This is a genomic window from Aliifodinibius sp. S!AR15-10, assembly GCF_031569985.1.
Lineage (GTDB): Bacteria > Bacteroidota > Rhodothermia > Balneolales > Balneolaceae > JAMQKA01.
The window spans coordinates 25,997-49,647 of sequence record NZ_JAMQKA010000030.1; the positions used below are offsets into that span (position 1 = coordinate 25,997).

A 23,651-nucleotide genomic window follows, 5' to 3' on the forward strand; every position below is an offset into this window, starting at 1 on the left:
TGTTTGATCAAAACTGGATCTCCAGCGTCAGTTCTTTCTTATCTCTTTTTACGGTAACCGTGCTTTTTTGCCCTTCTTCCAGCGTGTTCAGTACCTCCATATATTCATAGATATCCTCGGTCGGTTGTCCATCAAGGGCAATGATGACGTCACCATTTTGCAACCCCGCGGAGTGTGCAGGTCCTCCACTACTGGTTCCCGTAATTCGCATACCTGTGCCCTCGAAGCCGTAGTCAGGTGTAACTCCCAGTGTTACCCCCTTGATCATCATATCTCGTTGCTGTTCATTCTCCGGCACTTCGGTAAACACAAGCTGGTCACCTGCCAACGTATCCAGCTCTTGAAGCAGCCTTTTGGTGTGTTCAAGAACCAGGTCTTCCCCCTCATAGTTAATGTATTCAGCATCATCCGAGGGGCGGTGGTAATCAGCGTGTGTATCCGTAAAGTAGTGCAGCACAGGAATCTGCCTGTTGTAAAAGCTGGTGTGGTCACTGGCCCCGGTGCCATCCGGAATGCTGTTTATGTTTAGAGAGTCCGTGTTCACATTTGCAATAATTTGTTCCCACGCTGTAGACGAGCCAGTGCCGAAGATAAGCAGTTTGTTGTCCTGCAGCCGACCCACCATATCCAGGTTGATCATAGCTTGAATTTGAATGAGCGGGACAAGGGAGTTTTCTACGAAATATTGAGAACCCAGCAGGCCGATCTCTTCACCGGAAAAAGCGGTGAAAACCAGGCTCTTTTGGGGAGGATGATTCGAAAAATACTGGGCAAGCTCCAATATGCCGGCCGTGCCGGAGGCATTATCATCGGCCCCGTTGTGGATCTGGTTTCGCCGCCGATTAGCCAGTGAGCCAAAGGTGCCCTCCCCCAGGTGATCGTAGTGTGCGCCAATTATGATATAGGTGTCGGGGTGTTCGCGGCCTTCAATCATTCCGACCACATTTCTTGACAGGCGAACATCTCCTGAATCCCGGGAGGAACTCGCCCCATGGGGATTCCTGACATTGTCCATATTGACAGTAAACGGTTGAAAGTAGGTGCCGCCGTTTCCAAGCGGTTGGAGGTCATACTTTTGGAAGAAGTCGGCGATATAATTAGCGGCAATAGCCTCTCCGCGGGTGCCAGTTTCGCGTCCACGCAGGGAGTCGCTGGCCAGAAACGTGATATGCGTTTTGATATCATTCGGTTCAATTTCTACAGAAAGCGGCTGCAGTGGGGAATCCTGCTGTTGGCCCTGGCAACAGGACAACAATATCGTTGAGCAGAAGACTGCTAAAAAGGTTGAGAACTGTTTCATTATGATATGTTTTATTGGTGCCTCTCAAAATCGGGAATCCATCTCAAAAGACGAAACCGTTTTGTTAATGAGTTAAGCTATCAAAGATCGATTTATAGTTATTTTGTACTTGTTTACTGCTTTTCAATTCTTTTTGATTTATTTTGTCTACACGTTATATTTGCGAATCAAAATTTGACACACTCACAATGGTTGGGGGTGCTTGCAATAGCGGGCTGAGATCATACCCTAAGAACCTGAACCGGCTAACACCGGCGGAGGGAAACCTGGAGTTCTTATACTTCAGCAATTCTTGCAAGTTTACCTCCTCCTCTTATAACTAAGTAAGACGGAGGATTTATGTTTAGATTCATTTCAAGCCTTTCAGGCACAATACTATTCCTGTTTTTAATCACCAGTACAGCACTAAGTCAAACGATATCCGGCACGGTACGGGATGCCCAGACGGACAAGCCGCTGGCCGGCGCCAATATTGTCCAGGTTGGCACGCAAAACGGTACCTCTGCCGATGAGAATGGGATCTTTCGATTGCAGTTGTCAGCTGATGGTTCCCGGGCGTTAACCGTCTCTTTTATCGGCTATAAAACGAAAACGGTGGAGATCGACCAAGTGGGGGAAGATCTTGAAATTAGCTTGGTGCCCCAGTCATTCATGAGCAACGAGGTGTTTGTACGCGCCCTGCGTGTTGACGAAGCTTCGCCTATGGCCTACGAGAACCTGGAACGGGAAGAGATCGAGAAAAAGAATCTCGGCCAGGATATCCCATCGCTCGTAGGTTCAACGCCTTCGGTGACAACGACGTCAGATGCCGGCGCGGGGATCGGCTATTCCGGGGTGCGGATTCGCGGGGTGGACCCGACCAGCATCAATGTGACAATCAACGGTATTCCGCTCAATGATGCGGAATCACACGGTGTATTCTGGGTGGATCTGCCGGATTTGGCCTCATCTGTTGAAAATATCCAGATCCAGCGCGGGGTTGGGACTTCCACCCACGGGGCCGGCGCTTTCGGTGCCACGATGAACATTCAGACTTCTGTCATGTCGGCCCAGCCCTATGGTGAGGTAAATACCGGGGTTGGATCGTTTAACACACGCAAGTACAACGTGCAGCTGGGATCCGGCCTGATGGAGAACGGCTGGCAGTTTGAAGGCCGGCTTTCCAAAATCGCCTCCGACGGCTACATCGACCGCGCTTCGTCAGATCTCAAGTCATTCTACCTGAGTGGTTCCAAAAGTACGGGTCGAAGCCTTCTCAAGGTGGATATCCTTTCAGGCGTGGAGGAGACCTATCAAGCATGGAATGGCGTGCCGAAACCGATCCTTGAGGGCAATGCCCAGGGCGTTGAAGATTATATAAACGGGTTGTTTGTGGGATCCGAACAAGCCGAGCATATGCGGGAAAACGTCGGGAATCGGCAATACAACGAATTCACTTACGACGACCAGACCGACAACTACCAGCAGGATCATTACCAGGCGCACTACTCCTACCAGCTTACCGACCGCTGGAACCTCAATACCTCGCTGCATTATACCTATGGTCGCGGTTATTACGAAGAATTCCGCAATAATGATGATCTGAGCGTGTATGGTATCGGGCCGATTGAAATCGGGAATACCACGATTACCAATAGCGACCTGGTGCGCCGACGCTGGCTGAACAACCATTTCTACGGTCTCGTATTTTCTTCGGAGTACCGCGTGCAAGACGAGTGGTCGGTGACCGTTGGGGGTGGATATAATGAGTATGACGGGGATCATTATGGAGAAGTGATTTGGGCCCGATATGCAGGCGACAGCAGCATTGAGGAGACCTATTACGACAATAACGGTTTCAAAACCGATTTCAACGTCTATGCCAAGAGTCAATACTTTTTCACTGATGCAATCAGTGGATACCTGGATCTGCAGTTGAGGGGTATCAGCTATAAATTCCTGGGCAAAGACACCCGTACCATTAGCGGGACACAACAGATTATCGATGTTCGCCAGAGTGATCGACTCAGTTTCTTTAATCCCAAAGCCGGCTTGGTATATCGTTTGGATGAGCGGCAGCGGGTCTACGCCTCATTCAGTGTGGCGAATCGTGAGCCCACACGAGACGAGTATGTGGATTCGACCCCGCAAAGCCGGCCCAGTCATGAATCCCTTTATGACTGGGAGTTCGGTTACCGTGGTTCGTTTAGCTGGTTTTTCGGTGCTGTCAACCTCTACTATATGGACTACAAAGATCAGCTGGTCCAGACTGGTGAGATAAACGACGTCGGTGCCCATATCAGGCAGAATGTGTCGGATAGTTACCGGGCCGGCGTTGAGCTGCAGGCAGGCGTGGAACTGACACCTGGTTTTGAATGGTCAGGGAACGCCACCTTTAGTCGAAACAGGATTGAAGATTACACCTATTACCTTGATAACTTTGACCAAGGTGGGCAGGAGGCTACGACGTTTGAAAGTACCTCGCTTTCATTTTCGCCCTCCTTTATCGGTAATTCCATATTCAGCTATACAGAAGGCAGCTTAACGGCTGAGTTGATCAGCAAATATGTTTCACGTCAGTATCTCGATAATACTGAAAACAGGAGCCGTTCTATCGACCCGTACTTTGTGAATGACATACGGCTTGGATATAATTTTACTCAAATACCGTATGTAAAAGGTCTGCAGGCCACGCTGCAGGTCAACAATGTGCTGGATGAAGAGTATGAAACCAATGGCTACACGTTTGGATGGGTAGGCGGTGGTGAGCAGCAGCACTATAGCTACTACTACCCGCAGGCGGGCCGAAATTTCCTACTTCAGCTTTCGTTCAAGTTTTGAGTTATGGCAGAATAGGACAATCAAAAGGCGAATCTGTTGATGGATTCGCCTTTTGCAATCTGCCGGCAATCCGTTTTAAACGAGGCCTTTGCAAAACCACACCATTTAAAATTGTCATCGCGAGCCCCGCGTTTTTCGGGGCGTGGCGATCCCCACACGAGGGGAGATTGCCGCATTTCGCTCATTTCATTCGCACCATTCGCAATGACATAGGGTTTTGCAAAGCCCCCTTAAACATGAGTTAGGCACGAATGAAGTTCTGGTTAAAAATACTCAGATTATCACGGTTTATGCTGTAAAATACATCCTGTGTCATTCCTGATGCTTGTATTACTCCTTTGACCTGGTGCTGCACCACCGTGATACGAAGGAGGTTGCCATTGACCTCTCGTATTCAAACTGCATGTATAGTTCATCAGTACCTTTAACTTTGGAAGAAATTTGATGAAATCCAGTGGATTCCGTCAGGTAAAGCAAATTATTGTGGCCAACATTACCATTTTGGTCTATCGCTACCCAAACTCCTTCCAGCTGGGGTTGAGGTTGTATCCTTGAAGAAGTGGCAGTACCATTCGGTGTTTCGCTACAGCCGGCGAACAACAACACCAGCGTCAATACAGTCGCAAAAATTATTTGTGCATTATTTAACGTGAGTTCGACATAAACAGTCGTTACGATTTGCTTTTTATCACTAACCTTCCAGCTACCAAAAACCGGTCGCTGACCGGCATTTAACAGCATTCCGGGTAGGCCGAGGACTCTTCCACCAATTGCTCGCTTCCGACCGCTCTGCGGCGGAAGCCCCTCTGACGCTCCGCGTCTCTGTTACACCAAAAGGGTTATACTGGACGCGGAGCGTCCCAACAGGTCCCAACGCAGAGCATAGGGACCAAGCGTCGGGTAATTAATAAGAAATCTTATATCGAACTGACGTTAAACAAAGATGCTGGCGGGTATTTACAACTTAGCCATTGTGATATTGGAAGATAGGATAAACCGTTAAAAATTCGAGAAGAGGGTAGATCTGCTTCTGACATTCATCCGCCCAAGAAGATCCTGGAAGTGCGGATTGTCATATAGGGGTTCAAAATTGGGATTCCACTCGATCCAGGGCATCCAGCTAAAGCGGGACTCATAACAGGCCTCCAGCCATCGCAAGGCTTCATCTTTGTCACCAAGCGCGGCATAGATTTCAGCAAGTCCCCAGTTGCCGATAGGGGTGGGGTTTGATGATAATTCATTCGCTATTTCCAGGGCTTTATCTGTCATGCCAGCTACGGCATAGGTATGACCAAGCCCGAATTTCCATCTTGGATTTAATTCAACAGCTCTTTCATGAGCTTTTATTGCTTCCTCATAATTCTCATCTGCCGCATAGGCAGACCCGAGCACATAAAATCCGTAAGGATAACCGGGGTTTAGCTCCAATGACTTTTTTGCCGCTGCAATCGCTTCATCATACATGCCCAGCCACCAAGCCTGAAATCCCAAATAGACCGGGTAAAGCGCTGTAAAGGGATCCAGCTTCATAGCCAATCTGGATTGTTGCAGAATGTCATCCGGACTGCCACCTTCGAGCATAACAAACCAGCTGTAGTGAGCATAGGTCTCCGCGATATTCGGGTCGAACTTAATAGTACGTTTAAATCCCCTGCTCGCTGCGTCCCAATCCCAATCGTTATAAAGGTCGACAACCGTATGTGCAAGGTGTACCTCTCCTAAACTGTTATCAAGTTTCAGAGCTCTTTCGGCTGCAGCTTGTGCCAGTTCATATGCATCGGCAGGCGGAGTGATACCATGGCCAGAGGTATTATATCCCAGTGCCAGTCGAGCCCAGGGCAGGGGATCGGCCGGATCTATTCGTGTTGCTTCAAGCAGGTAGGAAATTCCTTTTTTGTGCGATTCCGGTGTAAATTGATTGAGAAGATAGGTGCCCCTCAAATAGGCTTTATAGGCTTCGGGATTTACTTCTCGTCGATTAGCCAGCAGGGAATCCTCTTCCGGTGTAAGAGTTACCTGCACGCTTTGAGCAATATCGCGAGTTACATCACTCAACAAAGATAAAATGTTCTCTGTGTTACGATCATAACTTTTCGCCCAAAGATGCTGCTCTTCAGGCCCTGCCTGAATAAGTTGTATTTGTATGCGTACGCTGTCTTCGGCTCTGTAGAGGGAACCTTCAATAACGTTTTCAACGCCCAGCTGTTTCGCAATGTCTCTTATATTTAATTCTGCATTTCTGAATTGTAAAGTGGAAGTCCGTGAAATAACACGGAGTTCGCTAAGCTGGCCTAATTCTCCTATCAAAGCATCGTGCAGACCGTCCACAAAAAACGCTTGCTCTTCGTCTCCGGTCAGGTTATCCAGGGGCAATACGGCTATGGAAGTTTCCGCACCTGACTCTTTTCCCTGACCATTCTGAAAGTAGAAGTAGCCGCCAATTACCACCATCAGTATTAATAATACTTTTGCCGAATAAACAAGAATTGTATTTTCCCCTTTCGTTTGAGTCGAATCAGTATCAACTGGATAAGAGGAGACTTCATCCTCTGGTTTATAATGAACTGCTTCGCCCGGTGGAAACCCGTAATAGTCATGGAAACATTTGCCGAAATAGGCCGGGCTGCTGAACCCGACCCGGTAGGCAATTTCTGAAGCAGTGGCCACTTCCGCTTTTAGCAGCTCCATGGCGTGCTCCAGCCGAATCTCCCTGATAAATTGACTGCTCGATTGCCCGGTTAGCTTTTTTAGCTTCCGATGAAGCTGGGAGCGACTCACCCCTGCTCCGCTTGCCAGGTCCTCAACACCAAACTGCTCGTTATCGAGATTTTGTTCAACAATTTCAGTTAGCTTCTGGATGAAAGCTTGTTTCATAGAGGGTTCACGAATCATATATAGCGGGATTTAAGTAGTGGCTATTTATAATTCAAGACCTGCTCAAAATAGTCTCTATTATTGTTACAGATTATATAAAGGATGGGTTAAATTCAATAGATATAATCTCTTTTGATTAAATAGCTGAAAATATTAAAGGCAAATCGTTTGCATAGGAAGCAATCTCGAAAGAAAGTAAAATAATCTATTCTTATGATAAAAACCCTCTACACAAGTGTATAGAGGGCTGATAAGATTACCCAAGAGGTCTCCCTGTCGGATTATGAATTCATCATCATCGTCCCAATCCGAATCCTTGTCTACCGCTCTCATTGTGATCCACCAGCCAGCCGCGCAGTATCTCCCAGACGAGGTCGGGGGCGTTGTTGGCTATAAACAGATCGGCATGGCCGAAGTCAATGTTACGCTTGTCTTCCGGTTGCAGACTGACCGTATGAGTGGTAATGTCGTCACTAGCAGTCAAACTGAGCGTATTAATAAAAAACATTTAATAATAGGATCATAAGTACCAGTTATTATATCGCTGTGATAAATGAGATATCAAATCTTGTTGCGTCTATTGCAAGCAACCTTGGTTTTTCTACTGCACATAAAAACCTCTACACAAACGAATGTGTAGAGGTTATTGCTCAAGAGCGTTCTCGCAGAGGATATTACCTAATCGTCGTCATCGTCATTATCACGCCAATCGTCGTCATCATCCCAATCATCGTCATTATCGCGGTCGTGGCCACGGTGTTTAGGTAATACGAGGACGGCGGAAAATTCGTGGTCGGTTCCGGCCCCGAAAGCCACAAAACTGTTGGTTAGCCCACCACCTGTTGCACCTTCAAACCGCCCGGTACCCCCTGTAAAAACCATGGGATCCATAAATTCGAAATCATATCCGGGCTTATCGGTCGGCAGCACGGCACCACGGATTTCGCCAAAAAGTTTGTCGCCGTTGGAGAAGGTGAAGGTACCTATTCCTTTGTAGTAGGGCAGCGCCTCGTTATCGGTAAGTTGCCCGTCATCAACAACATCCGTAGGATCTATACAGAAGTTAAAATGAATAGAAAAGTCACCAATATTTTCTGCATGACCTTCTCCCACCTGGGTATCCAGCACCCTGGGATCATTGCATCGAGGATCCACAACTTGGCCGGTGGTGTTGGTAAAAAATTTTGCTTCAAAAGCTACGACAAGCTTATGCCTTTCGATCGGGAGCTTTCCATTTATGTGGTTATTCCCCCTGTTCCCTGGGGCAAGGTTTTCCAAAGAGGAATTCTCTTCCTGAAATTCATCATCAACCTCGCTGACATCGCAGGCAAATATCAGGCAAATACAAAGAAAGGCAAAAGCAAAAACATTGAGTGTCTTCATGGCATTAGGGTTTTGATTATGGTTTTATTTCTTCAAGATGCTTCTAACAACTATGTATGAAGATGGGAAGAGTGGCGATAAGATAATTATCAGCTATGTTGTAAAGGCTTTAAATTTTGTGATTCGATTAGCAATTATGTCGCAAATTAGTGGTTATTTGTTGCATCCGGCTTTTTTTACTCAGCTGACGAAACTTTCTTTAAGACTAGAATTCTACAGCAAGAAAAGCTATTATAGTTATTAACGGAACCGCGGAAATAGATACCAAGGATATGAACAGGTTGGCCGAAGAGATATTTAGCCGATCGCTGGAGACAGAAAATCCCTCCGCTGTTTTAAAAGAAATCATTAGCCATAATAGGATCGATATTGGTGACACCAGTATAGACCTGGACCAATATCCAGCGATCTACGTTGCCGGCAGTGGAAAAGCTGCGTGGGAGATGGTGTACACGTTGTGTGAGGAGCTCGGCGAAAGAGTAAAACGGGCGCTGGCCATCAGTTCCTACGAGCCATGTGGCGTCCACAGTAAAATCGAACTCCACCACGCCGCTCATCCTGTACCTGATGAAACCAGTATAAAAGCGGCAGAAAAGCTGATTCAGTTCTTGAAAGAGGTCCCCGAAAACAGTCTGTTGCTATATGCTGTTTCCGGGGGTACCTCGTCACTGGTTTGTCAACCGACAGGGGATATTTCCATCGAAGATCTTAACCGCACCTATGCCCTCTTGAATAACTGTGGTGCCAGTATCCAGGAGATCAATACGGTCCGCAAGCATATCTCCAGGGTGAAGGGAGGGCAGCTGCTGCGTCATCTCAATCCCTCAGTGACGCTGCTTGACCTGCTCATCTCTGACGTCCCGAATGATGACATCCAGTTCATCGGGAGCGGGCCTTCAATCCCTGACACCTCTACCTTCCAGGATGCCTACCATGTATTGCTGAAGTATGAGTTATGGGATCAGCTGCCCGGCTCCGTCATTAATCATATTGAGCAGGGCGTTGATGGCATCGTCCCCGAGACCCTGAAACCCGGGGAGGACTCGGTGAAAGATCATCGATCTATAATAGTAGGATCAGCTCGGAAGTTGGCGATAAAAGCAAGAGATCTGCTGGAAGAGGAGGGATATAATTGTTGGGTGGCTGAACAAGCCTATTGTGATGATGTGGCCCAGGTGGTGCGTAACATTGCTGATAAAGTGATTGTTCTGGATGAGCACCAGAATCCATTTCCTTTACCAGCTGCTTTCATTTTCTATGGTGAAAGTACGGTGGAGGTAACAGGCAGTGGCAAGGGTGGTCGTAACCAGGAGCTGGCCCTGCGTGGAGCACTGGAGATCGAAGGATTTGAGAATATTACCTGGCTGAGCGTAGGTACGGATGGTATAGACGGACCCACGGATGCCGCTGGTGCCATCGTCTCGGGCAAAACCATAGCTGAAGCGGACAAGAAAGGAATCAATCCTCGTCATTATTTAAAGAACAATGACTCCTATCATTTCCACGAACTGCTTGGAACACTGCTAAAGACGGGACCCACTGGCAACAATCTTATGGATCTCCAGATTGTATTGGTGGATTAGTGTTAACAGGCCTGGAATTTTTTAAACGCTTTCAGTACATCCCGAATTTAAGAAAGAAATCTGTGATAGGTTTTAAAATGCTAAAATGTTGAGATGTTGAAGTGTTGATCAAAAGGTCGAAGGTCTAAAAGTCGGAACGTCGAAGGTTGAAAGGTGTTGAATCGTTGAGTTGTTGAATGGATTCTTTCTGGCATTGCTTGGTACCGTTCGCTCTGCGGCGGTACCCTGGATTGACGCTCTGCGTCCAAGGTACTTTTGAAAAAAACGGTTGTTCCTTTAATTCCGAGAACTCCTCGGTGCTGATGTCGACTTGGTCGATGGTTACTTCTCTTGTCAGCACCTCTTCAGACAGAAATACTTCGGGTTTACACCAAATGCCAGAATTACGTTACGCTATTTACAGTGGTAAAATTGTTAGCTTGTCATCCCTCTAACCCCCCACTCCATCGTTTAAAACTACGGGAGTGCATGCTTCGGCCCCCGGTAGGTGCTTTTTACATGTACTTTGCCCAAAGGGGTACGCCATTTATTCCTTACTGCTCGTGTTTTTAAATTCCAGATTCCAACTCTCCGGCCTTGGAAAAGCTGACCGCCCGGAAGAAAACGAAGGGAAGCGTTAAGAAAAAATGTACATCCTACCGTGGCCAAGGTGCTGCCCAGGGCGACAGCATTACCACCCCGCTGTTCCGGATCAACGCCTCCATCACCGGGGTGTTTAACGATCCCGAGGATGACTTTGACCCAGAGCGACATACCCCAAAACAGCCGCACGTCGGTTTCCGGCGTGCGGCCTTATAATTACAAGCGTCTCTTAACTATAATTAGCAGACCTACTTAATTACAATTAGCAGACGTTCCTAATAGTAATTAAGTGACCCACTTAATTGTGAGAGGCTTTAAACGGCGTTTTTATGGTACTTATTTCTGGCTCAATGAATGCATGCCCGGCAGGAAAATTCCCCATCGAAGGGGGCTCAGGGGGATGTAGCCAATGATGAAACTGTTTCACCATAAACTGATGGCAGCTTATTTCCCGACAGCTATAAAAAAGGCTATTGCCAAAGCCGGACGCTTTCAAGCCCGTGGGCAGAGCAGCACATCCCCCTTTTCTTCGGCGGTGGCCGAATTCATTTCCCCCTTCGAAGGGGGAAGCTGTGAGCCATCCAGGGAATTCCCCTTCGAAAGGGACGCAGGGAATGTAATGAAAGGATCATCACTGGAAGAGCTTAAAAAAGGAATATAGCCACAACATCATGGATTACTTAAAATACAATCCCAAACTCAAAAAACGAGCCCGAGAGCTGCGTAACAACAGCACGCCATCGGAGATTGCCCTCTGGAAATCACTCCGGGCAGGGCAACTGCGTGACTATACTTTCAACCGGCAAAAACCTATTGAGGAGTTTATTGTCGATTTTTATAACAAAAAGCTACGCCTGGTGATAGAGATTGACGGGGACAGCCATGATGACAAGCAGGAGTACGACCAGCAAAGACAAGCACGGCTGGAAGAGTTGGGCTGTACCGTTCTCCGCTTTTATGATCACGATGTGATGAACCACATTGAAGGAGTAGTATATAAGATTAAAGAAACGATAACAGAATTAGAAAATAGCCGAAACACTCCCTCAAAGGAGAAGTAATGTAATCCCCTGCAAGAAAATTCCCCCTTCGAAGGGGGTCAGGGGGATGGTAGCCCATGTTGAAACCGTTTCACCGTACACTGATGGGCAACTTGCTCCTAACAATTACAAGAAATGGCACTGTCAAAACCGGACACTTTTAAGCCCTTGAGCAGAGCAGCATATCCCCTTTCTTCGGCGGTGGCCGAATTTATTTCCCATCTTGGAGAGACTGGCAAGAAATCTCCCGCGCGTTGATGCTCAAACCCGGAGGGGAATTGTCCCTGTTTGGTTATTTGTGAAACTTAATCGGTAAACGCGTTCTGTTTTAAGATGTAAGGTGCCATCACTCCTGCTTCGCGCTCGAAACCACCGAAAGCTCATCATCTTCTTTGGATTTGTACTTACGCCGCTTGTGGGCATCAATAACCTGGATAAGGATAGCCCCTACAATGATTAAGCCACAGGCGATCATTTCAAAAATAGAGGGATTTTGTCCTACAGAGAACCAAGCGATCAGAAGTGCTGCAATCGGGACCAGGTTTCCATAGATGACAACCTGCGTGGGGCCCAGGGAACGCAAGGCCCGCACCTTCACCCATTGGCCTACCCCTACGCCTATCGCACCGCCGGCAAGGATGGCGATCCAGGTCCACATGCCGAGATTGAGCCACGGTTCTTGAACAAGGGATGGAGAGGCGATCAGCAGGTATAAACCGCCGCCGATAACCGTACGCATGGCCACCATGCTGATGGACCCGTATTTACGGGCCAGTGGCTTAATCAGGTGCAGTTCCACAACGGTGAGGATAAGAGCGATACATAGCAGCATGTCACCAACCCAATACCCTTCCACCATCAGACCGTCGTAGGCTAATGTAAGCGTTCCCAAGCCTGCCAGGACCACCCCGATAAAGCCAGATTTCCCCATGTTTTCCGTACTGAGCAAGTAGCCGCACCCGGTACTGATGGCCGGTCCCAGTGCCAGCCATATAGAGGCCCGGGCCCCGTGTGTCAGTCCCAGGCCCTCGATACCAAGCCAGGGAGCCAGCGTGGCGCCCAACACAGAAACCAGCAGGAGGCGCAACCAATCTCTCTTTTCCACAGCCGGGAAAAACTGGAAAGGCTGATCCTCTACTTTGGCATCGTAATAGCATTGTGCATACAATACACTCAGCATAGCAATACCACCCATTAAAAAACGGGAGACACTGAATGAGATAGGAGCCATCTCCTTCAGGGCTACTTCGGCCAATATAAAGTTTGCTCCCCAAAGAAAAGTAAAGAGCAGTAGAATGCCGTGATGAGATATAGCCTCACCCGGTTGTATCTTGTTATCTGGGTGTTCTTTGTTAATAAGGCGTTAGGAAGCTGGTTCTATGGTGAAGGGTACTTTAACGTCACTCCAGTGTACAATTGCAGTCCCGGAATTTTCGGAAACATCTTCAAAATAGAACATCAACTGTTCCATATGAGAACCTTCCTCAGGTGTCACTTCTACGCGAAGGGCATCTTCGCCACTGTCGTAGTCAAAAGCGCCCCACTGCTGGGCTACATTGTTGAAAATAACTGTCCACTGCTGATCTTTACTCGGAATGGTAAAGAGTCCATATGTGCCAGCCTCCAGCGGTTCTCCCTCAATCATCACATCATCTGAGAAAGTGATGGTTGTAGCTTCATTGGCCCCTGTTCGCCAGACTTCTCCAAATGGTTCCAGCCCGCCAAACACCTGGCGATCGTTCACGCTGGGGCGGCCATAAGTAATCGTTACCTGGGTGGTGCCAATGGTTTGACTGACCGAGGCGTTTGGACTGACACGAGTCTCGTTGGTGGCGCGGTCTTGACCCACTGCAAATTGCGTAACTAAGAATACCAGTGCTAATGAAAGGGTGGCGGCAGATAAAAAGTGTGTGAGTTTCATCTCGACTTTATTTTAAAGTTTAACGTTCCCGATTTCATAATCCATAAACAATAGTGATGCATATTCGTTCTTAGGCCTGGTCAAAATCCCTGAAATTATTTGGTTAACATAAGTAACTGCAGCCTAAAACAAGAAAGTTTAATTATAAAAAAATTATAAAGGAGTCTGATATAATGTTACTCCTGTTACTCGATTACGAAATTTTATGCGGGGACATAGAAATACTAATCCCGTCACGGTAGGCTAGTATAGAAGGGAAAGTTGAATGAATTTTGAATTCAGGAATGAACTCTCCCAGGTGTTACTGCACGTCATCTTTTAGCATATGTGAAAACTCCTTCCTGAACTTTTTAAGTTTGGGAGCGATAATTACCTGGCAATATCCCGCATTGGGATTGTTTTCATAATAGTTCTGATGATAGTTTTCGGCTTTGGAATAGTTTTTCAAGGGGGATATCTCCGTCACGATAGGGTCTTCCCACAAGTCGGATTTGTCGATCTCGGCTTTGGACTTCTCAGCAATTTTCTGCTGCTCCTCGTTGTGATAAAAAATGGCCGATCGATATTGAGGTCCAACATCAGGTCCCTGCCGGTTGAGGGTGGTGGGGTTGTGCGTGTGCCAGAGTACCGTTAGAAGCTGATCGTACGATATAACCTCGGGATCATAGATAATGCGTGTAACCTCGGCATGGCCGGTACTTCCATAGGATACTTCTTTATAGGTGGGATTTTTCTTTTCTCCCCCGGCGTACCCTGCTTCAACATGCTTAACGCCTTTTAACTCTTCAAAAATAGCCTCTACACACCAGAAGCACCCGGCTCCGAAAGTAGCTTCTTCAAGATTCTCATTGTTCATAGTATATGATTCCGTTGAACTTTTATTTTGTTGAGCTTTTGATGTACATGCTGCAATAAGCAAAACTTGTACAACGATTAAAAAAAGATGACGGTACTTCATAGGAGTTCAGTCTGTTGTTCGGGTTTACACGATACCATACGATATAACACCACATTTGGATTTATCATTTCTAATGTAGAAGTGTAAATCTTAATTAAAAATAGTTAAATATTTGAGTGAAAACGATTACAAATTTTGTGCAATTTTATGGCTTACTGCATGCCTGTAGGAGGTCAGAATCCTATGGATAACCGGTAAAGTGTGACATACACACGTTTTTATAAGGGTTTGGATTAGTTGCATGCGATGCAATCGTTTGCAAGAAAAGGTTGATTTTTTAAGGTGAAATAGCTTAAATTTTAATTGTTCAACATTTTTTTTGTTGCTTAGGGAAATATGGGATAAAGAAGCACATTTTTCAGACATGGTGGAAATAATCAAAAAATGGGGAATATGGGGTTAAACAATTGATACAGACTCTCTCCTTACGATTACAATTTTTCCATTTCTGTTTATGTAGCTGAATGCTGTTCTAAAGATATTGCTGCGCAGCCTTTGTACGTAGAATGTCTTTAAACGGATTTCTTGGTCAATTTTGACTTGGCGGAATCCCATACCTTTCTAAACGATATCATTACATAACCATAAATAAACATAGGGAGTATCGTAATGGAAAAACACGTATACAGAAAACTAGCCTACCTATTGGGGAAGATGATCCCAATAGGGATATTAGTTGGCTTGCTGGCCTTACCAGGCTTGGCACAAGCCCAGGAAACTGTTATAGGTATTGTAACAGATGCCACTAACGGTGAAACAATGCCTGGTGTAAATATTGTAGTGAAAGGCACTGCAACCGGTACCTCCACCGATGGGGAAGGGCGATTTGAGCTCGATGTACCTTCTCTAAATGACACACTTGTCGTGTCATTCGTTGGGTTTACGCGCCAGGAAGTCCCAATTAACGGGCGTACAAACATTGATATCTCATTACAGCCTGAGACCTTTACCGGGGAGGAAATCTTTGTTACCGGGTATTCTTCTCAGCGCCAATCCGATATTACGGGTGCTGTTTCTGGGGTTGAAGTAGATGACATGAATAAAATAACATCTGCGAATTTCCTTGAAAAAATGAAGGGTCGTATTTCGGGTGTTCAGGTGGAATCAAATGGATCACCGGGGTCACGCAGCACAGTTCGTATTCGCGGTGTTAGTTCGTTCCAAAATAATGATCCGTTATACATTATTGATGGAACACCGATCCAGGGCGACTACAACAACTTCTTGAATCCCAGTGATATTGAGTCCATGCAGGTTCTGAAAGATGCATCTGCTGCTTCTATTTATGGAGCACGGGCCAGTAATGGTGTAGTTATTATTACTACCAAAAAAGGTACGCCGGGCGATACACAGGTATCTATGAACGCTAGTTGGGGTGTGGCAACACCTGTAAAAGGATACGATGATTTCCTCATCCAGGATCCATTTGCTTATCACGAGGTAATCAAACGCAGTCATGACAATGCCGGTCTTTCAACACCGACCAATATATATGGTGATCCCAACAACCCGTCAATTCCCAATTATATCTGGCCTAATGATGGGACAAACCAAACTAATGACTTGTCACAATTTGGGTTGACAGAAGAGGACTTTGAAGTATGCAACTGTGATAACCTGATAATGCCGGCCAGTCAGGGTACGAACTGGTGGGATGAGCTTTTTAGTCCGGCACTAACTCAGAATTACAACCTCAATATTTCTGGTGGTACCGAGGGCGCTACCTATAACGTATCGTTCAACTATTATGATCAGGATGGTACCATGAAGTACAATTATTACAAAAAAGGTTCTATCCGTGTTAATACTCAGTTTGAGGCTGGTATTTTTACGTTTGGTGAGAACGCCTCTTTTACCGTTGATCAAACCACTGGAGGAATGCAGTCTGGTGATATGGGAGAGGATACCCCTGTTGGACAGCTCATTAAAATGCAGCCGATTATTCCCGTTCATGCAATAAATGGACAGTATTTCGGTGGAGCAAAAGCAAATACACTAGGGAACGGAAGTAACCCTATAGCCCAGGTGTGGAAAAACAGGAACGATGTTACGGAATCAAACCAGTTCGTAGGTAACGCATTTGTCACGGCAGCTCTGTATGAAGGGCTTGAGTTCAAGTCCAGCTTGGGATTTAATGTTGGGCGATTGAGAAATGAAGATTTCGCGCTCCCAACACCGGAAAATTCTGAGCCCAATTCAGTTACCTCTCTTGGGGAAGGTTATGATATATATACTAACTGGACCTGGAGTAACACCCTGACATATGTGACTACGTTGGGCCAAAATCATAATTTAAATGCATTGGCAGGAGCTGAGGCGAATAGAAGCAATGACCGATTTTTCGATGGTTCAATGGCGGGATATATAACCGATAATCCCAACGCCCGGTATATCCAGGATGCTCTTGGGGATCCGGCAACCAAGAATGTAAGCACGAGTGGTGGCTTCAATACGCTGCTATCCTATTTCGGGAAAGTGGATTATAACTACGCTCAGAAATATTATCTGAGTGCCACGATTCGTCGCGATGGTTCTTCCCGTCTTGGATCAACTAACCAATGGGGTACCTTCCCAGCTTTTAGTATTGGTTGGAGAGTTTCCGAGGAATCATTCATGCAGGGACTGGACGTCTTGGATGACTTGAAACTGCGAGCCGCCTATGGTGTGACTGGTAACCAGCAAATTCCTACCGGCCGTACTGTTGACCAGTTTGGCGGTAGCACAGGTAGTACTTTCTATGATATTACCGGTTCCAATAGCGGTATTGCGCAAGGTTTCCGGAAAACGGATATTGGTAATGACGATCTAAAATGGGAGGAAAATGTTTCCTATAACTTTGGAATCGATGCCGAATTTTTGGGTGGTCGATTAAATTTTGTGCTTGACCTGTATCAACGCGAAGTGGATGATCTTCTCTTTAACCCGGCCATCCCAGCGACCCAGGGTAATGCTTCTGCCCCATGGCGAAATGTTGGTAAAATGCGCAATACAGGAATTGATGTTTCTCTTGGGTATAGAGGAACAATTAGTAATGATCTCACCTGGAACATTAACGTAAACGGTAGTCATTACAAAAATGAGATTGTTCACATTGCCGGAGATCAGGATTTCTTCTTTGGTCCGGAAACAGGGCGACAAGATATATTGAATATAAATCAGCTCGGTTATTCAATCGGTAGTTTCTACGGATTTAAAACCGACGGAATATTCCAAAATCAGGCAGAAGTGGACACCCATGTTAGCCAGGACGGTGCAGCACCGGGCCGGTTCCGTTTTGTGGATGTTAATGATGATGGGCAAATTACCGCGGCCGACCGTACAATCATTGGTAGCTACCATCCCGACTTTACCGGTGGTCTCAACCTTGGATTGCAATGGAAAAATTGGGACTTCAATACCTTCCTGTTCGCATCTATTGGTAATGACATATTCGACCTTACCAAGGAGTTTACGGTATTCCGATTGTTTAATACGAACGTGCGCAGAGACCTATTGACCGAATCGGCTGTTGTTGAAAACGGTGAGGTTCAAAATCCGGGTGCACGGTATCCGCAATTGGATCAGAACGATCAGTTCTCAAACTCGTATAGTGATTTTTATGTGGAAGATGCATCGTACCTGCGCATGCAGAACATAGAAATTGGTTATAATGTACCGGTTGATATTTTACCTGGTCTTTCAAATATGAGAATGTACGTTCAGGCCCAGAATCTCTTCACAATCACGGGTTATCGTAATGTTGACCCGAACTTGCCTTCAATACCAACAGGTGACAATGTAGATGCAAGTGACCAGTTACGAGGAGTTGACCGCGGAACGTATCCCAATAACCGCATTTTCTCATTCGGCATTAATGCGAGCTTTTAATAAGGAATTGAAATAATCAATTGCAGAGACTAAACATTTAGAAATTATGGAAACAATAAAAAGATTACTTGGAGTAGTTGGAACAGCGCTGCTGGTAGCTATTACCATCTATGCCTGTGACTCTGATTCGTTTTTAGACAGTCCAGCGCAAGGGACACTTAGTTCCGATGTGTTAGCTAACCAGAACGGTGTGGAAGGTAACCTAATTTCGGCCTATGCCATGCTTGATGGATATGGTGATTATGGGGGATGGGGCACTGCCGCCAGTAATTGGGTTTTTGGCAGCGTTTCATCAGATAATGCATACAAAGGTTCAGAACCCGGTGACCAACAACCGATCACTGATGTTGAATTCTATCAGTGGAGTACGACGGGAACCGATGGGTATGTTAATGACAAGTGGACCTCTACCTACGATGCGATTAACCGAGCGAATGCAACATTAGAACTGTTGGCTTCTGTGGAAGAAATATCAGACAGCGATCGGCAGCGTATCCAGGGAGAAGCGCAATTCTTACGTGCTCATTACCACTTCGAGGCGTGGAAAATGTGGAAAAATATTCCCTATTACACGCAGGGCGATGCAGATTTCCGTAAGCCCAACACTGGTGTAAATCCAATAGAAAATGTAATTGCTGATCTTGATTCAGCAATTGCTGCACTCCCTACTTCACAAAGTGATATTGGACGAGTGACCGAGTGGACCGCCAAAGCCTACAAAGGTCGGGTGTTGGCTTATACCGACCAATGGGATGCGGCATTGTCGGTTCTCAGAGATGTCGAGCAAAATGGTCCGTATGCCCTGGCAGATAATTTTCACGATGTGTTTTCAGCGGCAGATGACAATACCTCAGAAACCATCCTGGCATACCAGGCATCGTCTAATGACGGTGATGACGATGGAGACAATGGAAACTATTCAGATCGTCTGAACTTTCCTCACAGCGGTAGTCCATTTGGTTGCTGTGGATTCCATCAGCCATCGCAAAACTTGGTGAATGCCTTCAAAGTGGATAGCGACGGGCTCCCACTTCCGTTATCATCTCCGAACAGTTGGAATGACGATGACGATAACTTTGCTGCGGGAGATATGACACCGGTAGACCCACGTATAGACTGGACCGTCGGTCGAGATGGTGTTCCATTTTTAGACTGGGGTAACCATGCATCCGGTTGGATTCGTGACCGTGCCTGGGCAGGTCCCTATAGTGCCAAGAAAACCGTATGGGAGAAAGCTACTGAAGCAGGTAGCTCTGTGGGCTGGTCCAGCTTCCAGCTGCACTCGCAAAACTTACATCTGTATCGATATGCAGACATGTTACTGCTTCTTGCCGAGGCTGAAATTGAGTCGAGTAATGGTTCACTTGAAAATGCCCGGGATATCGTAAATCGTATTCGCACACGTGCCGGACAAGCTGCACAGGGGCCAACGGATAATATCGAGGTTCCGATTGATGATCCATCAATTACATGGGCGAATTACGAAATCGGTACATATGACACGCCTTGGACTGATCCAGATGCAGCACGGGCCGCTGTTCGAATGGAACGTCGACTTGAACTGGCGATGGAAGGCCATCGTTATTTCGATCTCCGCCGCTGGGGTATGGCCCAAGAGGTACTTAATAATTACCTGTCTGTTGAAGAGACCCGGCGTGAGTATCTTACAGGATCCGACCAGTACAGCGATCGAAATAATCTTTACCCAATACCTTCATTCCAAATTGAGCTGAGTACGGTAGACGGTGAAGAGCGTTTAGTACAAAATCCAGGTTGGTAATATCCTGACTTATATTATTGAATCCCGGAAAGTGAGTCATTCACTTTCCGGGATTTTTTTTAATATGATTTTGAATAGGCAAGGCGGCTTATTTACTTTTTTGATATTATAACCTGAACACAATTTGGGCTCGTTTGTCTGCCTGCCAGTAATCATGTTTCTATTTAATCTGCAACTTTCCAAGAAATGTATATGAATTGCGTCATTTTTGAATGGAACAAAATTACCTATGTGTAAAAAGTTTTTCCTATTAGTTACTACCGTTTTACTACTTATTGCCTGCACCAAGAACGATAATATCCCGGAAAACCCGTTTTTTGCCGAGTTAAATAGTGAGGATACGGGCATAACTTTTTCAAATGAGATTACTCCTGCCCAGGATTTCAACATTTTTAACTATCGAAATTTTTATAACGGGGGAGGCGTAGCTGTCGGGGATATAAACAATGACAGCCTGCCCGACCTCTATTTTACGGCGAACCAGGGAGCAAATAGATTATATCTGAACCAAGGGAATTTTCAATTTAAGGATATTACTGAATCTGCGGGCGTTTCTGGCAGTCGCCCATGGACTACCGGGGTAACTATGGCCGACGTGAACGGGGATGGTCTCCTGGATATCTATGTGCTCAATTCTGCAGATATGGAGGGAAATAGACGACAAAACGAATTGTTTATTAACCGTGGCGACCTGACCTTTGATGAACAAGCTGCCAAATACAACCTCGATGACAACGCCTTTTCCGTCCACGCTTCATTTTTTGATTACGACCAAGACGGGGACGTCGACTGCTACCTGGTAAACAATAGTTTTCAAGGCACTGGCCCAAACATGCGCCGCTTGCTTCAACAGTCAAGAGAAGGTATAAGTGAGATGGGCGGTGACAAGCTTTTAAGAAATGATAACGGTGTTTTTACTGATGTCTCCCAGGAAGCTGGAATTTACCAGGGGGAGATCGGGTTTGGCCTGGGTGCTATCGTTGGTGACGTAGACCATGATTTTTTGCCGGATATCTACGTAAGCAATGATTTTTGGGAGCGGGACTACTTGTATATCAACCAGGGAGATGGCCAATTTTCGGAAGAGCTTACCGCCCGGACCAGCCATGTATCTCAGTCCAGCATGGGGAGTGATATTGGCGATATCAACAATGACGGCAGCATGGATATTTTTACCACGGACATGCTGCCCACCGATGCCTCCCGTATAAAGACGATGACCGTGTTTGAGGATTATCGCCCTGAAAATATAAATTACCGCAGCAGCTACCACTACCAATATGTGCAAAACACGCTGCAGCTCAACAACGGGAACGGCACCTTTAGCGAAATCGGCTTCCTGGCTGGTGTGGCGGCGACTGACTGGAGCTGGGGCGCCCTGATGTTTGACTTCAGTAACAACGGTTGGAAGGACATTTTTGTCAGTAACGGCATCTACCGGGATGTAACGGATAAGGATTTCCGTAATTTTATCCAGGATAGGAGTAACATCGCCCGTATTGTCCGGGAACGCGGGGAGTTTGATATCCTGGATTTCCTGGAGCGACTACCGAGCCAGAAAATTAAAAACAGTGCATTTACCAATAACGGCGACAAAACATTCACCCATCATTCAGATTCACTGGGATTCTACCAGCCTACTTTTAGCAATGGAGCTGCGTATGGGGATCTGGATAACGACGGTGATCTGGATCTCGTGGTTAATAACCTCCAAAGTGAAGCCTCTGTATTTCGAAATGACTCAGATAAATACCGAGAGCACAATTATTTAAAAGTGGCTTTCAGGGGGAAGGAGGAGAACAGTTTTGGCATCGGCGCGCACGTTACACTATTTGCAAACGGCAAGAAGCAGGTAGCCCAAAATATGACCTCCCGGAGTTTTCAAAGTTCAGTTCCTGCAGAAGTTCACTTTGGACTTGGAAAAATATCACAGGTGGATTCATTAGTTGTGGTCTGGCCGGATCACCGTATGCAGACTTTGTACCGGGTGGAAGCAAACCAAAAAGTTACGCTGAACCAGTCAGAGGCCACCCGAAAATTTCAAGCCACTTCACGCAAAGAGCAGGTGCCGATAATTAAGGATGTGACTGAAGACGTAATAACGGGGGATATCTCGCACCAGGAAAATGACTATACGGACTTTGATGGTGATCCGTTGCTTCCCCACACCTTAGGTGCACGAGGGCCCATCCTGGAAGAGGGAGATATTAATGGAGATGGATTTGAAGATCTATTTATCACCGCCTCGCTGGAAGTTTCCGACAAGCTTTTCCTCCAAAATGCTGACGGCACATTTCGTCCTTACATCAGTGCGGACATCATACGGGATGGAACACATGAAAGTACTGCGGCCGAGCTGCTTGACATAGATAGCGACGGTGATCTCGACCTGGTGGTTGGGAATGGGGGAAATCAGATCGATTTGAACTCCCCGCACAATCGGCTGCGGGCCTATGAAAATGATGGGCAGGGAAACTTTACCAACATATCCCGCACAATGCCCGAAATCCGCGTCGATGCCTCGACTATAAAGGCTGAGGATTTCAATGGAGATGGGAACGTGGATCTGTTTGTTGGGGCTCGTGTAATTCCCAAAGAATATGGAGCCGATCCCCGAAGCTATCTATTTCGGAATGACGGGAAAGGCAATTTAACCGATGTCACCCCCGAGAGGCTGAAGAGAGCAGGCATGGTAACGGAAGCAATATGGACGGATTATGATGCCGATGGAGATAATGACCTGGTCGTAGTGGGCGAATGGATGCCGGTGATGTTTTTCAACAACAATAACGGGATCCTTGAATTTGATTATTCGCTGGAGCAGAGCCGGGGATGGTGGAACACGATTAAAGAGGCCGACCTGGACGGTGACGGCGATTCAGACTACGTACTGGGCAACTGGGGATTAAATTCAAAATTCAGTGCATCCCCCGAGCGCCCACTTTCTCTGCACGTCAACGACTTCAACAACAGGGGAAATAGTGAGTACATTATTACCACCTACCAACGTGGCGACGACACGCCCTACCCCTTTTCCACATACCAGGACCTGCTTCAACAGATGCCGTTTTTGAAGGAGAGAATCCCCGACCATCATTCCTATGCGGAAAAAACCTATGAAGAGCTTTTTACACCGGAAGAACGGGAGGGCACGGCTACAAAACAGGTAACGACCCTACACACTTCGATACTCGTAAACAACGGTGGAGAATTTGAACTGAGGCCGTTGCCTGTTGAAGCCCAGGTGTCGCCTGTATATGGAGTTATAGCAAGAGATTTCAATATCGATGGAACAACAGATCTGCTTTTACTGGGGAATATGCACGGGTTAAAACCGGAAGTGGGTCGCCTGGCAAATAATTACGGGGTCTTCCTATTGAACCACGGTGATTTGAACTATGAATTTATGCCATACAATAAAACCGGGGTTACGATTGAGGGTGAAGTCAGGGATGCCAAACAAATTGAAATAGGTGGAGAAAGTCACATCATTATTACCCGGAACGATGACAACCTGATGATCTTCAAGTAATTTTAATAGTG

The 23,651-nt window shown here is 46.4% G+C and carries 17 protein-coding genes and 1 riboswitch; of the genes, 9 read left to right on the forward strand and 8 right to left on the reverse strand.

The window, feature by feature from the left end:
* Positions 1–7: 7 nt before the first annotated feature.
* Positions 8–1,300: a M28 family peptidase gene (locus NC796_RS17255; protein ID WP_310686185.1), complete on the reverse strand. Its 1,293-nt coding sequence runs from the start codon at positions 1,298–1,300 to the stop codon at positions 8–10.
* A gap of 184 nt (positions 1,301–1,484) precedes the next feature.
* Positions 1,485–1,580, forward strand: a riboswitch (TPP riboswitch).
* Between the two features lie 59 nt (positions 1,581–1,639).
* On the opposite strand from NC796_RS17255, the gene NC796_RS17260 reads away from it, so the two are divergent.
* Complete coding sequence (locus NC796_RS17260; RefSeq protein WP_310686187.1) at positions 1,640–4,120, forward strand: TonB-dependent receptor; 2,481 nt, start codon at positions 1,640–1,642, stop codon at positions 4,118–4,120.
* Positions 4,121–4,450: 330 nt separating this feature from the next.
* On the opposite strand, the gene NC796_RS17265 is transcribed toward NC796_RS17260, so the two are convergent.
* The 4 genes from NC796_RS17265 to NC796_RS17280 all read right to left on the reverse strand — a co-directional run bounded on the left by NC796_RS17265 (position 4,451) and on the right by NC796_RS17280 (position 8,377).
* Positions 4,451–4,861 carry a hypothetical protein gene (locus NC796_RS17265; RefSeq protein WP_310686188.1) on the reverse strand — a complete coding sequence of 137 codons (411 nt, stop codon included), beginning with the start codon at positions 4,859–4,861 and terminating at the stop codon, positions 4,451–4,453.
* Between the two features lie 258 nt (positions 4,862–5,119).
* Positions 5,120–7,012, reverse strand: coding sequence for a helix-turn-helix domain-containing protein (locus NC796_RS17270; RefSeq protein ID WP_310686190.1), 1,893 nt, complete (start codon positions 7,010–7,012; stop codon positions 5,120–5,122).
* A gap of 277 nt (positions 7,013–7,289) precedes the next feature.
* A complete protein-coding gene (locus tag NC796_RS17275; RefSeq protein WP_310686191.1) occupies positions 7,290–7,502 on the reverse strand; it encodes a hypothetical protein in 213 nt (70 codons plus the stop codon).
* Positions 7,503–7,672: 170 nt separating this feature from the next.
* The gene (locus NC796_RS17280; RefSeq protein WP_310686193.1) at positions 7,673–8,377 is read right to left on the reverse strand and encodes a hypothetical protein; all 705 of its coding nucleotides are present in this window, start codon (positions 8,375–8,377) and stop codon (positions 7,673–7,675) included.
* A gap of 272 nt (positions 8,378–8,649) precedes the next feature.
* On the opposite strand from NC796_RS17280, the gene NC796_RS17285 reads away from it, so the two are divergent.
* From NC796_RS17285 to NC796_RS17305, 5 genes are all read left to right on the forward strand, one after another.
* Positions 8,650–9,960 carry a DUF4147 domain-containing protein gene (locus NC796_RS17285; protein ID WP_310686194.1) on the forward strand — a complete coding sequence of 437 codons (1,311 nt, stop codon included), beginning with the start codon at positions 8,650–8,652 and terminating at the stop codon, positions 9,958–9,960.
* A 576-nt stretch (positions 9,961–10,536) separates the two neighbouring features.
* Positions 10,537–10,758 carry a DNA-binding domain-containing protein gene (locus NC796_RS17290; protein WP_310686196.1) on the forward strand — a complete coding sequence of 74 codons (222 nt, stop codon included), beginning with the start codon at positions 10,537–10,539 and terminating at the stop codon, positions 10,756–10,758.
* A gap of 193 nt (positions 10,759–10,951) precedes the next feature.
* On the forward strand, positions 10,952–11,203 hold the full coding sequence (locus NC796_RS17295; protein WP_310686198.1) for a hypothetical protein: 252 nt from the start codon (positions 10,952–10,954) through the stop codon (positions 11,201–11,203).
* Between the two features lie 10 nt (positions 11,204–11,213).
* Positions 11,214–11,603, forward strand: a complete 390-nt coding sequence (locus NC796_RS17300) for a DUF559 domain-containing protein (RefSeq protein ID WP_310686200.1) — start codon at positions 11,214–11,216, stop codon at positions 11,601–11,603.
* Positions 11,604–11,717: 114 nt separating this feature from the next.
* Entirely contained in the window at positions 11,718–11,840 is a 123-nt protein-coding gene (locus tag NC796_RS17305) for a hypothetical protein (RefSeq protein ID WP_310686202.1), read from the forward strand.
* Positions 11,841–11,928: 88 nt separating this feature from the next.
* Here NC796_RS17305 and NC796_RS17310 read toward each other — a convergent pair whose 3' ends face one another.
* From NC796_RS17310 to msrA, 3 genes are all read right to left on the reverse strand, one after another.
* The gene (locus NC796_RS17310) at positions 11,929–12,939 is read right to left on the reverse strand and encodes a DMT family transporter (protein ID WP_310686237.1); all 1,011 of its coding nucleotides are present in this window, start codon (positions 12,937–12,939) and stop codon (positions 11,929–11,931) included.
* A 6-nt stretch (positions 12,940–12,945) separates the two neighbouring features.
* Complete coding sequence (locus NC796_RS17315) at positions 12,946–13,503, reverse strand: DUF2911 domain-containing protein (protein ID WP_310686204.1); 558 nt, start codon at positions 13,501–13,503, stop codon at positions 12,946–12,948.
* Positions 13,504–13,804: 301 nt separating this feature from the next.
* Positions 13,805–14,359 (reverse strand): peptide-methionine (S)-S-oxide reductase MsrA, encoded by a 555-nt coding sequence (gene msrA / locus NC796_RS17320; protein ID WP_310686206.1) that lies wholly within the window; start codon positions 14,357–14,359, stop codon positions 13,805–13,807.
* Positions 14,360–15,070: 711 nt separating this feature from the next.
* On the opposite strand from msrA, the gene NC796_RS17325 reads away from it, so the two are divergent.
* From NC796_RS17325 to NC796_RS17335, 3 genes are all read left to right on the forward strand, one after another.
* On the forward strand, positions 15,071–18,328 hold the full coding sequence (locus NC796_RS17325; RefSeq protein WP_310686208.1) for a TonB-dependent receptor: 3,258 nt from the start codon (positions 15,071–15,073) through the stop codon (positions 18,326–18,328).
* A 46-nt stretch (positions 18,329–18,374) separates the two neighbouring features.
* A complete protein-coding gene (locus NC796_RS17330) occupies positions 18,375–20,108 on the forward strand; it encodes a RagB/SusD family nutrient uptake outer membrane protein (RefSeq protein WP_310686210.1) in 1,734 nt (577 codons plus the stop codon).
* Positions 20,109–20,337: 229 nt separating this feature from the next.
* Positions 20,338–23,640 carry a VCBS repeat-containing protein gene (locus NC796_RS17335; RefSeq protein ID WP_310686211.1) on the forward strand — a complete coding sequence of 1,101 codons (3,303 nt, stop codon included), beginning with the start codon at positions 20,338–20,340 and terminating at the stop codon, positions 23,638–23,640.
* The last annotated feature ends 11 nt before the right edge of the window (positions 23,641–23,651 follow it).

Bases quoted from the DNA above. Each gene is read 5' to 3' on its own strand.
- NC796_RS17255 (WP_310686185.1), bottom strand. From the start codon at position 1,300: ATGAAACAGTTCTCAACCTTTTTAGCAGTCTTCTGCTCAACGATATTG.
- NC796_RS17260 (WP_310686187.1), top strand. From the start codon at position 1,640: ATGTTTAGATTCATTTCAAGCCTTTCAGGCACAATACTATTCCTGTTT.
- NC796_RS17265 (WP_310686188.1), bottom strand. From the start codon at position 4,861: ATGCTGTTAAATGCCGGTCAGCGACCGGTTTTTGGTAGCTGGAAGGTT.
- NC796_RS17270 (WP_310686190.1), bottom strand. From the start codon at position 7,012: ATGATTCGTGAACCCTCTATGAAACAAGCTTTCATCCAGAAGCTAACT.
- NC796_RS17275 (WP_310686191.1), bottom strand. From the start codon at position 7,502: ATGTTTTTTATTAATACGCTCAGTTTGACTGCTAGTGACGACATTACC.
- NC796_RS17280 (WP_310686193.1), bottom strand. From the start codon at position 8,377: ATGAAGACACTCAATGTTTTTGCTTTTGCCTTTCTTTGTATTTGCCTG.
- NC796_RS17285 (WP_310686194.1), top strand. From the start codon at position 8,650: ATGAACAGGTTGGCCGAAGAGATATTTAGCCGATCGCTGGAGACAGAA.
- NC796_RS17295 (WP_310686198.1), top strand. From the start codon at position 10,952: ATGATGAAACTGTTTCACCATAAACTGATGGCAGCTTATTTCCCGACA.
- NC796_RS17300 (WP_310686200.1), top strand. From the start codon at position 11,214: ATGGATTACTTAAAATACAATCCCAAACTCAAAAAACGAGCCCGAGAG.
- NC796_RS17305 (WP_310686202.1), top strand. From the start codon at position 11,718: ATGGCACTGTCAAAACCGGACACTTTTAAGCCCTTGAGCAGAGCAGCA.
- NC796_RS17315 (WP_310686204.1), bottom strand. From the start codon at position 13,503: ATGAAACTCACACACTTTTTATCTGCCGCCACCCTTTCATTAGCACTG.
- msrA (WP_310686206.1), bottom strand. From the start codon at position 14,359: ATGAACAATGAGAATCTTGAAGAAGCTACTTTCGGAGCCGGGTGCTTC.
- NC796_RS17325 (WP_310686208.1), top strand. From the start codon at position 15,071: ATGGAAAAACACGTATACAGAAAACTAGCCTACCTATTGGGGAAGATG.
- NC796_RS17330 (WP_310686210.1), top strand. From the start codon at position 18,375: ATGGAAACAATAAAAAGATTACTTGGAGTAGTTGGAACAGCGCTGCTG.
- NC796_RS17335 (WP_310686211.1), top strand. From the start codon at position 20,338: ATGTGTAAAAAGTTTTTCCTATTAGTTACTACCGTTTTACTACTTATT.